Annotated in this window: 13 protein-coding genes; 4 read left to right on the forward strand and 9 right to left on the reverse strand. The window is 37.8% G+C overall.

Going from position 1 to position 15253, the window contains the following annotated elements:
- The first annotated feature begins 104 nt into the window (after nucleotides 1-104).
- Complete coding sequence (locus DMN77_RS07530; protein WP_179014225.1) at nucleotides 105-1124, forward strand: alpha/beta fold hydrolase; 1020 nt, start codon at nucleotides 105-107, stop codon at nucleotides 1122-1124.
- 767 nt (nucleotides 1125-1891) lie between these two features.
- Here DMN77_RS07530 and DMN77_RS07535 read toward each other — a convergent pair.
- The 7 genes from DMN77_RS07535 to DMN77_RS07565 all read right to left on the reverse strand — a co-directional run bounded on the left by DMN77_RS07535 (nucleotide 1892) and on the right by DMN77_RS07565 (nucleotide 10723).
- On the reverse strand, nucleotides 1892-2905 hold the full coding sequence (locus DMN77_RS07535) for a hypothetical protein (RefSeq protein WP_179014227.1): 1014 nt from the start codon (nucleotides 2903-2905) through the stop codon (nucleotides 1892-1894).
- 1010 nt (nucleotides 2906-3915) lie between these two features.
- Nucleotides 3916-5184 (reverse strand): HEPN domain-containing protein, encoded by a 1269-nt coding sequence (locus DMN77_RS07540; RefSeq protein WP_179014229.1) that lies wholly within the window; start codon nucleotides 5182-5184, stop codon nucleotides 3916-3918.
- 103 nt (nucleotides 5185-5287) lie between these two features.
- On the reverse strand, nucleotides 5288-6424 hold the full coding sequence (locus DMN77_RS07545) for a hypothetical protein (RefSeq protein WP_179014230.1): 1137 nt from the start codon (nucleotides 6422-6424) through the stop codon (nucleotides 5288-5290).
- 443 nt (nucleotides 6425-6867) lie between these two features.
- Entirely contained in the window at nucleotides 6868-8025 is a 1158-nt protein-coding gene (locus DMN77_RS07550; protein ID WP_179014232.1) for an AlbA family DNA-binding domain-containing protein, read from the reverse strand.
- 22 nt (nucleotides 8026-8047) lie between these two features.
- The gene (locus DMN77_RS07555) at nucleotides 8048-8338 is read right to left on the reverse strand and encodes a hypothetical protein (protein ID WP_179014233.1); all 291 of its coding nucleotides are present in this window, start codon (nucleotides 8336-8338) and stop codon (nucleotides 8048-8050) included.
- A 213-nt stretch (nucleotides 8339-8551) separates the two neighbouring features.
- Nucleotides 8552-9796: an RES family NAD+ phosphorylase gene (locus tag DMN77_RS07560; protein WP_179014235.1), complete on the reverse strand. Its 1245-nt coding sequence runs from the start codon at nucleotides 9794-9796 to the stop codon at nucleotides 8552-8554.
- A gap of 366 nt (nucleotides 9797-10162) precedes the next feature.
- Entirely contained in the window at nucleotides 10163-10723 is a 561-nt protein-coding gene (locus DMN77_RS07565) for a hypothetical protein (RefSeq protein WP_179014237.1), read from the reverse strand.
- A gap of 725 nt (nucleotides 10724-11448) precedes the next feature.
- Here DMN77_RS07565 and DMN77_RS07570 point away from each other — a divergent pair.
- Both DMN77_RS07570 and DMN77_RS07575 read left to right on the forward strand, forming a co-directional pair.
- Nucleotides 11449-12687: a DNA polymerase IV gene (locus DMN77_RS07570; RefSeq protein WP_179014320.1), complete on the forward strand. Its 1239-nt coding sequence runs from the start codon at nucleotides 11449-11451 to the stop codon at nucleotides 12685-12687.
- Entirely contained in the window at nucleotides 12684-13157 is a 474-nt protein-coding gene (locus DMN77_RS07575) for a YhjD family protein (protein WP_179014238.1), read from the forward strand. The genes DMN77_RS07570 and DMN77_RS07575 overlap by 4 nt, the downstream gene beginning before the upstream one ends.
- Before the next feature lie 59 nt (nucleotides 13158-13216).
- On the opposite strand, the gene DMN77_RS07580 is transcribed toward DMN77_RS07575, so the two are convergent.
- Nucleotides 13217-13558: a helix-turn-helix domain-containing protein gene (locus DMN77_RS07580; RefSeq protein ID WP_179014239.1), complete on the reverse strand. Its 342-nt coding sequence runs from the start codon at nucleotides 13556-13558 to the stop codon at nucleotides 13217-13219.
- A gap of 136 nt (nucleotides 13559-13694) precedes the next feature.
- Between DMN77_RS07580 and DMN77_RS07585 the strand changes: the two genes are divergently transcribed.
- Nucleotides 13695-14690, forward strand: coding sequence for a DGQHR domain-containing protein (locus DMN77_RS07585; RefSeq protein ID WP_179014241.1), 996 nt, complete (start codon nucleotides 13695-13697; stop codon nucleotides 14688-14690).
- 177 nt (nucleotides 14691-14867) lie between these two features.
- Here the strand turns inward: DMN77_RS07585 and DMN77_RS07590 are convergent, their stop codons facing one another.
- Nucleotides 14868-15251 carry a DUF6262 family protein gene (locus tag DMN77_RS07590; RefSeq protein ID WP_179014242.1) on the reverse strand — a complete coding sequence of 128 codons (384 nt, stop codon included), beginning with the start codon at nucleotides 15249-15251 and terminating at the stop codon, nucleotides 14868-14870.
- Nucleotides 15252-15253 lie beyond the last annotated feature (2 nt).

Consider the following 15253-nt stretch of genomic DNA (forward strand, 5'->3'; position numbering starts at 1 on the left):
TCTTGAATTCTATTCACTTTTATTGAGAGTATCACAGCTCTATACTGAGCACAAGAGATCACAGTGAACATGTGGTTTTTCATTTTGAAGGGAGCGACTATACGATGGACTATGAAATTTTTAATTTGGGTGATGTACTCTTACAATCAGGAGTGACGTTACCAAATGCTTTTCTTGCTTATAAAACATACGGAAAATTAAATGAACAGAAGGATAATGTTATTGTCTATCCAACGGCTTTTGGGGATCAGCATGTTCAGAATGAATGGCTCATTGGCAGCGGAATGGCACTCGATCCAGAGAAATATTTTATTATCGTTCCCAATTTGCTAGGCAATGGGCTATCTTCCTCTCCCAGTAACACGCCTCCTCCATTTGATCGGGCTAACTTTCCACAGGTAACCATCTATGATAACGTTCGATTCCAGCACCAACTGCTGACCGAAAAATTCGGTATTCAAAAGATTGCTCTCGTCGTCGGGTGGTCGATGGGCGGCATTCAGGCATTTCAATGGGGGGCAAGTTACCCGGAGATGGTTGAACGAATCGCACCTTTCGGAGGCATCGCCAAACCTTGGCCTCACACATATGTAGTGCTGGAAGGTGTAAAAGCCTCACTGCTATCTGCAGTCGGCTTCGACTCAAGTAAATTAAACCAACTAAGTTCTACAGACATGCGTGCCGTTGGTCGGGTGTATGCGGGATGGGGACTATCACATGCGTTTTATAGAGAAGAGCTTTACCGTGAGATGGGATTTGACACATTGGAGGATTTTGTAGCTGGTGTCTGGGAAGATAGCTTTATGAATATGGATCCTCATAATGTTCTGGCAATGTTATGGACAGGCCAACATGCAGATATCAGTGCAACCCCCTCCTATAACGGAGACTTTGATAAAGCACTTCAGAGCATAAAAGCTCTTGCCTGTATCATGCCGGGAAGCACGGATCTCTTCTGCACAGCGGACGATAATGAATACGAAGCTAAGCGTATACCTAATGCTGTCTTGAAACCAATCCAATCGATCTGGGGCCATTTTGCCGGTCGTGGAATCAACAGTGCCGATAATCAATTTATTGATGACAATCTAAAACACTTGTTGTCACTTAGCACTAAAGAATAGATCGTCACTTGCATTGGATGTCTGTCAGGCCTAGCAAGATTCCCTGTTCTTTAGCCCGGTTGTATCTCTCATGAATTCATAACCTATCCGATCGGATTTGAGGTCACCAGAACTTACTGGTTCGACCTCTTTTTTCTGCGATCGTACTTCCTTTAACGAATTCAGTGAACTCTGAAGACTGTAGCACGTCTTTAATCTTAAAAGTTAAACTTATTTTTTTATCGTTCGCATACCTGAAGTATATTCACAAAATTCATCTATCCTGCCCGTTAGTTCAAATAAAAAGAACGCTCCCCGCCTTCGCTTGGGTTACGTCCTCCTCATTATATTCCATTTCCAATCACCTATTAAAGAACGTACGTGGGTAGCATGTAGTGCTTAAACAGGGGACTTATCTTAACCTAAGCACTAAGAAAATACTTTATTTTCTTAGTCTACAACTTTATTTTCCGAGTCTAATACTTTATTTTTCAGTCCAACACTTTATTTTCTTTGGACAGAATGATCCTTATCCTTCAAAAGTAGATCCCCTTTCTCTATAAACATACGTCTTATACCTATTCCATAATTCAACAGCTAAGCTCCTAATACCTTCCATCAAATCGACTTAAATCAACATAAATGAAGACAGCGCATGAGCGCTGCCTCCGAAGGTAGATATTGATGAGAGAACAACAATTGCATTAAATCTCGGTTTTTACAAGTTTCGATAAAGTACAACTCGAATAACGAGAACTAAATTGTCCTTTTTACGTTCAGCTTCAAAATCATAACCCTCTAATATCCTCGATGATTTCTTGCAATTCATGGAGCCGAGCATGTATTATATTTATTTCACCAAGTAACTCACTACTTTGATCACCTAACATTTCCAGAAGGTCTTCATCTGTAAGAGTTTTATTCTCTAATCCTATAATTAGATCCTCAAGTGCATTTAGACTAATCGTAAGATTGTCCTCGAACTTTATGTCGTTATGCAGTCTAGCACCATAAATCTTTTCTATCCTAGAGGTAATGTTTCTAACCTTTCGATCATTCTTGATATATACCCGCTTAAACTTACGTTTGTTCCTATTATGTTTTTTAATATCCGAGTTTGCATTAACTAACTTCCGTATATAGTCAACGAGTGCTGTCCGTTGCGCCTCAGCTACGTCAAGATGCTTATCAATCCAATTCTCAGTATTAAGTAAAAAATCGTCCAGATCGTGTATAAATACATACGGGTGTCTTTTCTTTAGACTGTAACAATCGATATACTTGTTGATTTTAACATCAAAGAACTTAGTTAGCTTACTTCCTATTAATAGTAGATCGTCTTCAAGTTTCAAATACTTTGGGGTGTATTTGTAACCGTCCTCTATAATGTAAGGTCTCCGCTCTTTCTCCTCAAGCCTCCCAGTAACCCCTCGATGAAAAATAATCTTCGATTTCACTTTATCATCTGATACATTGTCCAATCGTTTATCTAACACCATATTGCTTAATCTTTTTAAGTTTATGTACTGCTCTTTTCGACGATAGTACAGGTTTTGGACTTTAGATGACATTGAAGATAAATATAAACCAATAATAAAAAGGAAAAGTGCGTAAGCAACCCCTATGATAAACGAGGAATCCTGAAACTCAATCAAGAATCCCTTTGCATCCTTAGTACCTGCAACACTGTTTTCTTTTAATACTAAATAGTAACCGACACCACCAATCGTGATTAATACAACTGAGATGTAAGCTATCCATTGATAAAATCTTTCGTGATAACCGAATACTTTAAACCTCATAATTATATGTCCTCTGCTCTAATCTTGAATATGGTGGGTTTAGCCCTTAAAAGAAAGATTCCTCCACATAGGAACCAATACTGCAAACCATCATATTCCATATTTCAACGGAATACCTCCTAATCCCTTTTATTAAGTCGACGTAATTCAACATAAAAAGAGACAGCCCATTTAATCTGCCTCTGTGTTCTCCCCCATCAGTAGTCAGCTTCCAATCACTTAGCTGAGAATTTACTCCGGCATGTACATAGATGTGATTGGCATCCTCGTGATGGTCAGGTAAGCTACGCAGGAAATTGACTTGCGGGGTGAACCGTTCCATGGTGAAAGAACGAGCCTTCTCGTCATCTTGTTCGTCATAATACCAAGGACAGTATGAACGGATCGTGTGTTGACCCTATTACGAGCTGAAGTATATGGTGACAATAGATAGTTGTTCCCGTCTAACCAATTTATGAACATGTCATCATGGTTACCACCGATTGAAGTGACCGATGGAGATCTGGACGGCGGATATCTTGTTTATTTCAAACTTGCCGTGGTGCCTGATTCAAGCCGCATATTACTCACTACTTTTCTTTCCATAGGTTCTCATTTATGTATCGGCTTTCAATTGAAATTTGTTTAATGTTTCGGACTCAAGTGCTCGCATTCTGTAACACTCATGCTGTGCCAAAAAAGCCAAAATGGGTCCGAGTACCACTATGCTCAGCACTCGGGCCTCTTTTGGCATGAAGATTTGCAACGTGTATTATTTGTTATGATCCCAAAGACGCTTATGCTCCACTGCATTATATTGGGGCAGCCCGCCGTTTGAGGAGCCGGTAATTCGGCTATGAATATAAGTTCTTGTCCTCAACTCGGGATTTGATAAACCATTCAGCAGCGTCTTCTCCTAATCCTAATCCCAAAACTAGTTGAAACAACTTCTAAATCACTTCGACAGGTTGCGTTATTGAAGTATCGTACCTGTTAGACTCTCATCCACCAATTGGTAAAGGAGAAATTTCTCAACCCTGAAATGACTCGAACCAAATTTCTTCGACATCTTTACCATCAATAGCAGCTTGTGCGCGGCATTTTTCAGTCAATTCGAACGCGCCACAGAGAAATCTGGCCACAATTTTCTTAAACGCCTCAAGCTCAGTTAATTTCTCTTCGCCATCCAAGAATGACTTTACATTATTAGAGAGACCCTCGTGCACATAGCTCCCCCTTAGGTTGCTCATGCGCTTAATGATTAGCTTGCGAGACTCTATGCCTACTTCCTCGATATTGCCCAACTTAGAGAGCCTACCCTTTATTTTCCGTGATTTGCTTCCTTCCTCCTGGCTTTTAATAAGAACGCACTCGCTTGCTATATTCAATAGCAGTATTGCGTCTGACTCTGCATCGAAGAAGCGGTTCCCGCTTTTTACATTAATTCCTCTCACAAAAAATCGGATTCCCCGCAAAAATCGGTCCGATAACCCGTTTTGTTCATACTTAAAACTAATCAGATTCATTAAATCTGATAGTCTCTCCCCATGAACTTTTTCATTGAGCCAATCCAAATTGAAATTGCAGTTATATTCAAAGTTAAGCGGTCTATGCCCCCAATTAGAGCCATTTACGTTTTGTATCACAGCATGCTGATTTACGTGTTCTCGTTCACCCCTGAGCAAGCGAAAAGAACTCTCTACTTTATGATTTGGAGTAACATACCCCCAGTATAAGACATTGATGAAGTTGACGGCATAATATGCAATCGCGACTGCATTTTCGTTGACAATTCTATGCTGATGATTAATTTTTATCACAAGCAAGGGATCCTTAAAAAAATTAGGCGACCTCGACTTTTCCGTATGTACAAATCGAGATTCTGCCTCATGCAGTTCTAAACCGATAATTTGGGTTAATTCCCTCAGTTTTTCCTCTCGCTTCCCAACCAATATAGAAATATAATCGCTGATTTTGATGCTCTTCGTAGCTTCCGCATTCAGCAAAGGAAGTATGATCCAATAATCGGACATGTTGATCAACATATTTTTATTCAATAGTTGGAGAAAATTGTTCGCCTCCATTACCCCGATGCTTTCTTTCGAGGGGAACTCAAAATTATCAAATAATGTAGGTAAAAAGTCAGCCGCCAGTTCTGAATCCATAATGTTTATAAAAGAAGGGTCAGAACCAACCGCGTTGATAAACTTCCAAGTTGCTTCATCGTCAAGCCAATTATCCCACTCATTTCTTTGCTTGTTGAATTCAAAAAGCGAAATTAGTTCTTCCGTCAATGCCATTTTGTCCACTTCCTTAATCCATAATATTTCCTGTATTGTCATAATTGGGATTTCGATATTGCTGGAGTCGTGGAGTTATCAATCCTTACTTTGCCTATTATTTTCAATAGCAAAATTGTTTGATAACCTGATCAGCTAGCCTTTTTAGCACTTCAGTCCAAGATCTATCTTTTGACTCTGGGTGTAAAATTTCGAGTGCTGGTATATTTAATGAAAATTTTGTATCACCTTTTCCATGAACAATGCTGTTTCTAAAATTGTATATTCTTGTTGAGAAAGTTGAGATATCTAAATTTTCAGTAAGTCCCTCACTTATTGCATACTTAACAATTTCCTCCACACCATCAATATTATTGAGAAGGCTCTTAAGCAAATCTGGTTCTTTTGTTCCGTATAAGAAGGATACATCCTTTATAAGTTTATCTAAATCTTCTGATTCATTATAAGCTTCCACATTTCTTTTTAGTTCTGACTTTTTATTGATTATGAAAAAAAATTCGAGTGTACGATAATAGAAGATTGGATCATCTGATTTTCTTGCCCTATTGTAGAATGCAATAGGTTCAAGATATTTTATTGGTTTATATAGAGATTCATCAAACTCTTCACTTTCATCAGGATTATTCCATATCGTACTTTCACCATGGTACTGGTAAGGTATGATATTAGGATAATCACCCTTGAATTCGAATTCAGGAGCATCATATTTCGCAATTAAAAACAACACTTGTTGTATAGTTTTTTCTAACTCTTCAAATTGACAACCAATTAATTTTATTGTTTTTAAATCACCCCAAGTATAAAAGGATTTGTCATCTGTAAATGAATTGAAAATCATCTTATATAGTGAGCTCGGCTCAGAAATCATTATTTCAATTTTGCCGATATTAAAACTATCTTCATATTGGGGATATTCATAAAAGAGAGAATCGTAAGTTAAAAGGAATTCAGAATATTTTTGTTTTTTTGAAACAATGCCACAATCTTCGTAAATTGCTATAGTTTTGTTCTCATGTTCAATATTCTTTTTATTAAATGATTTGAGAATTCTTTGTGATGAGGAATACCTCTGATCACGAATGATTTGAGAATAATCTAAAGCCAATTTTATGCCGCTGTCTTTATGGAGAAAGATAAATTTCTCTTCATCTAGACGTAAGAAGCAAAATTCTTCGTGTATATGGGAAATGTGCTCCTCTAGTTCTTCCAGCAAAACAGCAAGTAATGCTTTATCAATCATATTTCCCTCCATTTGGTTTTCTCCAAGGTTCAACACATCTTGTAAATTTGCGAATCATTTATCTAGCATAATTGTAAATAAATCTCCACTGACACTAATACTCCATTTGCACGTCATACACTATAGCATTCTAATTATTGCCTATATGAGTCTCATGGTAAATGTGCGGCCAATATAACCATACACCAGTCCTGGAAAAACTAGAATTGAATCAGCAGATGTAATCTTTTTTCGGAGCACCCTTTTACCTATTTAACACCTAAACTCGGTCTATTGACTAATCAGGAACCAATCGGCAATGGAATCGTGTTTTTTGTCCATTACCGGTGTAAGAGCGTCAATTGATGCTCGCTTAAAACAGAAAATCTCCGCAAGTTCAAGTTATTAATCGTTATTTCAGTCCTTTATTGCTATATTATGTATAAAGCTTATAAAGCTTTGTGTCATTCGACATCAACTTGCCGAAACTCATATAGCAACTTGTTCAGTACTTTCCCGGTTTTCAATCGCAACACAACCTGTTCCTGCTGACGTTTAGTATTAGATTCGATCCATGAATACTTTCTATCTAGGGCAGCTATTCTATTCAAAAAATCGTCTTTATGAAGGTGGACGTATTTAAGAAACGTATCCTTCTCAAGGGTATCTTCAAATAACAGAACTACTTCGAAAAATCGCCTTCTGGCATACCCCTGTTCGTGATTATCTTCATTAAAAAGAAACTCATTCAATTTATAAGAAGGACTATCCTTCGTAAAATACTTTAGAGCGTAATCAACATGAATCCTATATTCTCCAAAATCAAGAAATTCCCATTCAGGTGTAGGTGTAGTATACCTTCCTCCATCGAGAATCACTATCTGTCTACGGAATAACTGCGTTCCAAAATATTTGATACTCAACGTTTGGTACATAGTTGACGAATTAGTCATCGCATATGCATAGAACTCGGGAATCAGTTCTGGCCCTTCATCATCGTCTTCAAGCGTAATGGTGAACTCTGGATTATTGACATTGAAATAGACATATTCATCATTTTCCCATTCGTCCTTGTTTTCAATACGCTTCATGATCTGCTCGAAGGGAGATCTGGTCAGTAAGAAGCGTTTCTTCCAGAGATATTCGATATTGTTGATGTCTGCACTTTTATCAATATCAGTATTTGTGTCTCCTACGCGGGTATAAATATGGTTGGCTCGAACCCTTCTTCCTGCATTTGGGAAGTCTTCGGTCAAATAATAAGGCGTATCAGTGCTATTCTTGATAATCAAAACATCGACTTCATGGTTTGAGATCTTTACAGTGCGTAATTCTACTTGAGGTCGTATCCCAGAGACAAACTTTTTGTTCTTCAAGAAATCAATCATCTGTTGCTGATTCCTTCGATTCTCATCGTTCTCAACCCCAACTACTTCGAAGGTTTTATCGGCAATACCAAAAATGATATAGGCATCCCTATCAACACGGTTATTTGACATACAAATAATATCATGTAACAGGTCAGCTGCATTTGAATGAAACTTCTCCTTGAAGTCCCAGTAATCGTCTTCTCGCATAGAATTAATTAATCTCAGAACTTCCTCCCTAAGATCAAAACTCATTTAATCTCACACCTTCTTTGACTTAGATTGTTTTTATTTGGTTTTGCTTCAGAGGAAACATCAAATTCTCCAACAACAAGCCCATGGGATGACCGCCTAAAATTTCATTTATATAATGATAGTCAGCCTTATTCGACAGTTGATTGCTTAATCCTTCCTTACCTCTGCGTTGTATATGAGCCATAGTCGTGTTCATATCCTTCCACACTAAACAAACGACACCATTAGATGCTAGTATAATTCTCTTCATAAAAAATTCCGAAGCTTTACGTGGCGCGGATTCTAAAGGGACCATGTTCTTGTCCACTGACATATCACGTCCCCTTCTGGTGTTACAACTTCCAAATTCCCGGCAGGATTGCAACCTTAGCTTAGATATGTGCCTAATCGGTAATGGAACTTGTTTATCTCGGGACTAACCAGAACTTGCACAGATAAAGTAAAAAAGCCGCTAAAATAGCGACTTTCAATGGTACCAAGTTTTCGTCCCCCTGACAGCAGTCTGAAGAAAATTCTTAATAATATTCTAAATTTCAACTTCATATTTTATGTTTATTTTCATTCTTTTAACGTGAGTAATACTCATATCCTCGGTGCTTGTGAAATTTAGAATAGCGTAGTTGGTATAATCTTCACCTCTTACCCCTTTATAAGAAATACCGTGATATCCTATTTCCTTGCAACATTCAGCAATATAATTGGTTAAAGCATAATCGGAATTGTAAATCCCATCATTATTTGAACTTTCTCGAACCAAATCATTAAATTTGTAAAATAACCTATCAATATTGAGCACTATCAATGGTCTTCGGATATAAACGTGAGCAATACAGATATCTTGTTTTGCAGTAGGATTAATTTCATAAGGTATTGAGTCGATATTATCACAACAATACAATACTGAGCTTCCAACAGGATTAAAACGCCCATGACTGGCCCATGATTGAGGGGGGTTCCACATCTGCTCTATTCCATAATCTGTACTGTTTTTCGGGACAGTTCTACCTCTGAGAACAATGGTGCCGGGTTCTAATACTTCATAATGTGCTTTATCGTAATGTGTTTTCAGTAATGTAAAGATTGTTTGGCCTACGTTATGAAAATAACCAAGCATATGATTAGCCCTTAAATAACTTCCAAACTCTGTTAAATCCTCTATGTTAATTTTCACACCATAATCGGATGCGAAGTCTCGAATTCTTAAATATTTAATGATTTTATAAAATTGCTGGATGTCTGTTTCCGAATAGACAGTGTCTTCTCTAAAAAACTTATATTCGGATCTGGTTCTATCTGTTGACGGGTCATATCTATTATAACCAAATCCACAATTTTGACATTTTAACATTAACAATAATCTTTCTTTCGTTTTAGGTTCAAGTGGATAATATATTAAATTATCAACTGGTTGACCTAATGAGGTGAGATTTTGTATATCGTTATCGCTTAGCTCATACATTCCTTTATATTCAGAATCATCTTTAATTACTTGATCAATAAAAGCTCCTTCGCAATTAAAACAATAGTGAATCTTATTCGAAATACTTTCAGACAAAATTCTTATACAAATATCGAAAAAATTATCATCAGATATGTAATATGCATTTTGAGCAATATCTTTTTGACACTTACACTTTAATTCATCATCCTCACTAGCTTGATCGAAATAAGAATCTAAAAAATGTGATTCAGTTTCCATTACTGCTTCTTTTAGTATTCTATTTTTTTGATCTCCCCTAAAGCATGTGTTGCAATTAAGATTTATGTACATACCTTTATTCCCCTGTCTATAATTAAGCTGCTTTTGAGTCTGTGTTAAGAACCATTACCTAGATAATTCTTTTCCTAATTCTACACCAAATATGTCACAAACGCTGACTCCAGTGCATGGGTTGTAAATGCAATCAAAGGCTGTCAATGGATTCAATACACTTCTAACTTCTTGCCGGAACGAGGGACGACAACGTCGACCCGATGCGTGAATATGGTGTTATCCAAAGTACTCGACTTCTCGATTAGTCTATTGAATTTTATTTTTTATTAGCTCTAATAACTAACAGAGCTTCCCTCAAATTATCTGCAACATCTCTTCTATTAAGCAATTCATAACTATCTCTATCTAAAAGCAACTCATAATCTAATGCGCCACATAGCATGTTAATTCGCCGTAGCCAGGCGCGATTGGAATAGCATTACTCTTGCCCGGTGCCGCATATTTGGCCATATTCATTCTATATAATTCAACCAACTTGTAAATAGGTTCTAATTGAACCCAACAATATTCAACTTCATCTCTAAAAAACTGATCATCTCGAAATTTCTCCAATTGTCTCCTTCTAGCATGTAAAGTTAAATTCATATGATCTTCATTATCAGCAAGTGATTTTAGTTTTAATTCAATTCCAGCGTTTTTGAACAGTTTAGAAAAATCATACTTTCTTTCTCGCCACAAACGTAGAACTTCATATAATGCAAAAATCCACATTTGAGAGAATGCCCCTACAGTCATCGCTTCAAAAGATGGAGTTCTCTCTTTCTCAATATACGTTTCTAATAGGTTATACTCAAATTGAGTAATGTTAGGATCGATAATACCAATATTCATTGCTTGCATTCCAAGAAATATATCATCTCTATAAAACGGGAGAGACCTAAGATCATTGGCTATTATTGAAAAATCAATATCTTCAATTGGCAAATAATCTCCACCATGCCTTATAATTTTCTTTCATCGTTTAACCTCCTATTAAATCTATGCTTTATCTTGTTTTTAGATTTCTCGGGTATTTCGGATAACGTCTTTTTCATGAACTTCACAAATAATTCCATATGTAGGATATTCGCGAAACTTTTGCGCTATCCTGCCCGTTAGCTTAACGCCATTGCTTACTCAATATCATTTATTCAGAGCTTTAAATTGTCTTAGGATATAGTTTCTTTGTTCATTTCGGCTAACGATATAAGTTTTTGTCCTCAGCTCGAGACAAGAACTTATATCGTTTAAAAAAATGCCGCGATTTTGCGACTTCTTTAAGCCAAGATCGACAAAATACTTTTATTAAGGGGATTTATAAACAAAAAAACTTCCCTTTTTAGAAAGGAAAAACTGTTATTGAAATATCACTTGGGTTGAAGAAGTTAGTATTGTCGGTGTATTGTTAAAACTTTTAGGTATTCATTCATGTCGTAACTATTGAGCTTTGTTAACTCTATTTTAACAAATCGGCAATGAGATTAAGTTCTTGTCTCGAGCAAAATCATGAAACATTACCTTTATCATTAATCACGTAAAAGGAGAATTTGAAAAATAAACTTTAACTAGGAAATTTAACCATTGAATTACGAACATATATTCGGTATATAATAAATACGGGAACATACTTTCGCATCCCAGAGGAGGGTGTCATTGTGGAGCCCGTTATTATGTTAGCAGATTGTCAATCTTTTTATGCGTCAGTCGAAAAAGCAGCGCACCCAGAATATCGCGATAAGCCACTAATTGTAGCTGGTGACCCGACACGGAGATCTGGAATCGTCCTTGCGGCATGTCCAATTGCTAAGCAATACGGTATAACAACTGCTGAGACATTAGGAGAGGCTCTTGGGAAATGTCCTGATGTAGTAGTTATTCGCCCACATATGCAAACTTATATTGATGTGTCACTCATGATAACGGAAATATTTGAATCCTTTACAGATTTGGTGGAGCCTTTTTCAATTGATGAACAGTTTTTAGACGTGACTGGTTCCCTCTCTTACTTTGGTTCTCCAGAGGAGATTGCGCGCAGAATCCAAGTAAAGGTAATGATGTATACAGGTGTCTGGATTAGAGTAGGTATAAGCTCAACAAAGATACTTGCTAAAATGGCAACAGATATATGGGCAAAGAAAAACGAAACAGGAATTTTCACGTTACCCAAAAGTGATGTAGAAACCCTGTTGTGGCCGCAGCCAATAAATAAAATGTTTGGTGTTGGCTCACGGATGACCGCACATTTCCAACGGATGGGACTCACGACGATCGGCGACCTTGGTAGTCTCCCCTTGCCAGAATTCAAGCGCAAGCTGCGGGCGCGGATGGGTCGCAACAGCGATATTCAGGCGGAGTTATTCTGGCAGACAGCGAACGGTATTGATCAGAGCCCAGTCAAGCCAAGCTCGCATGACGTACAGAAGGCCATCGGCCATCAAATGACGCTACCCCGTGATTACAGCAAGCCTCAGGAAATTGATGTCATTCTGCTGGAATTAAGCGAGGAAGTTTGCCGACGTAGCCGTGCCAAGGGTTATATGGGCAGCGTCGTCGCAGCAGGGGCACAAGGTACTGATTTCGATCGGCCGACAGGCTTTTTTCACCAGATGGCGATACCAGATCCGACGAATATTACGATGGAAGTATTCACTGCGGCCAAGACGTTATTTTATGCCCATTGGGACCGGCTCCCTGTTCGCAGACTCGGCGTGACATTATCTAAGCTGGTGCCCGATGATCAATATCAGCTTACCCTGTTCGGCAATAGGGAAAAGGAAAGAAAGCTGGAACGCGTCACGGATGCGATCCGCCATAAGTTCGGAACGACCTCGATTCTGCGGGCATCCTCGTTACTTAAGGCAGCCCAGGCACGTGACCGAAGCGTCAAAATAGGAGGACACTACAAATGAGTAAGAAGCTAGAAGGCAACGGTCGCTGGGAATCCAGCCGAATGATGCTCCCTGAACATAGGGAACAATACCTGAGTCGTAGGTATGGACAGCAAGAGAACGTGAAGACAGAACTGCCGACCAAGGAGGATCTTGAATTAGTTCGAGACTATGTGCTGCTGCCCATGATACTTACGATTGTAGATAAAAACAATACTGAGATTGGGTTTACTTCTTATTCGTTAAAAAGCCTGTATATAAAGGCTTCTCAAGTCTTAATGGCACGAATTCATGCAGATCTAAGCGTGGTAAGAAAGAAAATGAAGGTAAGGAACATAAAAGTGTTTCAAGAAGAGCGCGTGGACAGTGCTATCCATTATAGGTTTATCTGCCGAGGGTATGAGGATACGTTTGCTATGATGCGTGATGTTGCAAGAGCTGAAATAAGTGTAAGAATCTCTAAGTATGTGTCTGAGATGTTTAAACCTTAAACAAAGGGTCTGTAGTTCTAAAAGTGGTCTATAATAGACCACTTCATTAAAGAGTCATTTTAGTATTTCTTTGCATCAAATGCAGCTAATACATCTTTAGACAGCTTATAGATAATTTCGATTTCCTTTATGCTTCGATTGTGAAGCAACACTTTCAACGAGTCTAGCATCTTTTCTTTTTCAGAGAGTTGCACTGTTCCTAATACCTCAGCGGGGCTGATTCTTAAAGCATTAATTAACCTCTCGAGGGTCTCCAGTGAAATATTCTTTTCTCCACGCTCCACACTTCCAACATATGACTGGGGCAGTTGCGTCATTTCTCCTAATTGTTCTTGTGTAAGTCCGCGATTCTTCCGAAGAATACGGATTTGCTGCCCAATTTGTTTGATTAATTCTGCCATAAAGACCACCTCTCCTAAAGAGTAGGCAAGTCACGGGAATTATTAAATACACTCATAACATATAAAACCATTTGATTTTAGATGTTATAAGAACTATTATAGTTGTGAAATACATCATAAGGGTGAGAAAAACATCATGAATAATACTCTTCCAAATCAAGTGGTAATTGAGAATGTTCTTTTGAGCAAAATTAGAGGCAAAATTGCTTACCAGGGGAATATATCAGCGTCAACCATACTGAATTTATTTTATGTAAAACCGTACAATGATCCTTCTGGAAAGGGTTATCAGAGACCAGTAGATCCGAAAAGAAGCCATGATTTCGCTATTTACCTTTCTAAAGGTGAAGATGCACTTTTCACACCAATTCTACTCAATGCAGCTTCCCATTGGAAGTTTGTTTGTTATAGTCGTGAGCGTCCATCTTTTGGGCGCCTAATATGTAAAGGGAAGGCTTCTTTGATGGATGGCCAGCATCGTTTAGGTGGCATTCAACGTTATATTCAAGAAACTAACTCTGATTTGAATGTTCCTTTTCTTTCATTTCATTGTCTCGATGAAGATGAGGAAATAAAGCTTTTTGACACGATAAATACAAAGGCCAAGGGGATTGGCCCCTCTTTAAGTAAATATCTCAGAAGAGATTCTGATGAGTTGAGTTGGGTAGCTACACAATTGTTAATTCAAAAGGATAGTCCATTTCATAACAACGGAAGCATTACTGGTAAGCGTAACAAAGGAAGGCATATCACTCTGCAAAATTTGTATCGTACGTTAGGCTTACTGTTTAGGGATCGAAAGTTGAGTGTATTCTCTAAAGAAGAGAAACTTTCCCTTGCCATATTTTATTTCTCACAAGTTAAAGAACTATTTCCTTCTGAATGGATGGATTATAAAGGACAACGATTAACGCATATTGTTTGTCTCGATGCACTATCCATTGCAGGTTCTCAGGTGCTTGCGAGCTGCGTACAAGAGTCGCGCAAGCAAGTTGAACTCGCTGCTGCTGGTCGACTTATTAAGCGGTTAAAAGGAATTGAATGGTCTAGTGATGGGCAATTGAAGTATGTAAAGGGAATGAGTGGGTCTAGAACACTTGCATCTGAATTAGTAGAGCAGATGATAGGCTAATTTATAAAGCTTAGAAACTGTACTTAATGGGGTTTGATTTGAGGAGAGAAGTATCAAATGATATGACAATGACGTGCAAATTGGCAACTAATTTGACACGTCATTATTCTATATGAATTTATTTGAAAACGGTGTGGATAAGCACATCCAGTCAATTACTTTATTTTCATCAAACAGCTAAATTGACTCGTATACTTTTCCAAAGTTGATTTTTAATTGTTCTTTAAGTTCTTTATTCTCTGTTTCAAGCTTGGTAATTCTATTTCTAAGTGACACGATAATAACGTCTTTAGAAGCATCGCTCATATGTCTCTTTACTTGCTTAGGTGAGGAAAGGCCGATTTGTTGTTGGCGTAGCACTTCAATTCTATTACGAAGTTTCTCATTTTTGTAAAGAAACGCCTTTGAGACCCCGCATTGTTCTGAAACAGAGTTAAAGTTAATTTTCAATTGGTTCTTTATCATTTTTTTTAGAGCATCGTCCACTCTCTTTTCTACTTCTTCAGACTTGTTTTTTGCATGCATTAGTAAACCAGAATAATTAGGGTTATGATTTGCCATTT

Source organism: Paenibacillus sp. 79R4, from assembly GCF_013393165.1.
Classification (GTDB): Bacteria; Bacillota; Bacilli; order Paenibacillales; family Paenibacillaceae; genus Fontibacillus.

Bases quoted from the DNA above. Each gene is read 5' to 3' on its own strand.
- DMN77_RS07585 (WP_179014241.1), top strand. From the start codon at position 13,695: ATGAATAATACTCTTCCAAATCAAGTGGTAATTGAGAATGTTCTTTTG.
- DMN77_RS07570 (WP_179014320.1), top strand. From the start codon at position 11,449: ATGTTAGCAGATTGTCAATCTTTTTATGCGTCAGTCGAAAAAGCAGCG.
- DMN77_RS07540 (WP_179014229.1), bottom strand. From the start codon at position 5,184: ATGGCATTGACGGAAGAACTAATTTCGCTTTTTGAATTCAACAAGCAA.
- DMN77_RS07545 (WP_179014230.1), bottom strand. From the start codon at position 6,424: ATGATTGATAAAGCATTACTTGCTGTTTTGCTGGAAGAACTAGAGGAG.
- DMN77_RS07590 (WP_179014242.1), bottom strand. From the start codon at position 15,251: ATGGCAAATCATAACCCTAATTATTCTGGTTTACTAATGCATGCAAAA.
- DMN77_RS07580 (WP_179014239.1), bottom strand. From the start codon at position 13,558: ATGGCAGAATTAATCAAACAAATTGGGCAGCAAATCCGTATTCTTCGG.
- DMN77_RS07530 (WP_179014225.1), top strand. From the start codon at position 105: ATGGACTATGAAATTTTTAATTTGGGTGATGTACTCTTACAATCAGGA.
- DMN77_RS07560 (WP_179014235.1), bottom strand. From the start codon at position 9,796: ATGTACATAAATCTTAATTGCAACACATGCTTTAGGGGAGATCAAAAA.
- DMN77_RS07535 (WP_179014227.1), bottom strand. From the start codon at position 2,905: ATGAGGTTTAAAGTATTCGGTTATCACGAAAGATTTTATCAATGGATA.
- DMN77_RS07575 (WP_179014238.1), top strand. From the start codon at position 12,684: ATGAGTAAGAAGCTAGAAGGCAACGGTCGCTGGGAATCCAGCCGAATG.
- DMN77_RS07555 (WP_179014233.1), bottom strand. From the start codon at position 8,338: ATGTCAGTGGACAAGAACATGGTCCCTTTAGAATCCGCGCCACGTAAA.
- DMN77_RS07550 (WP_179014232.1), bottom strand. From the start codon at position 8,025: ATGAGTTTTGATCTTAGGGAGGAAGTTCTGAGATTAATTAATTCTATG.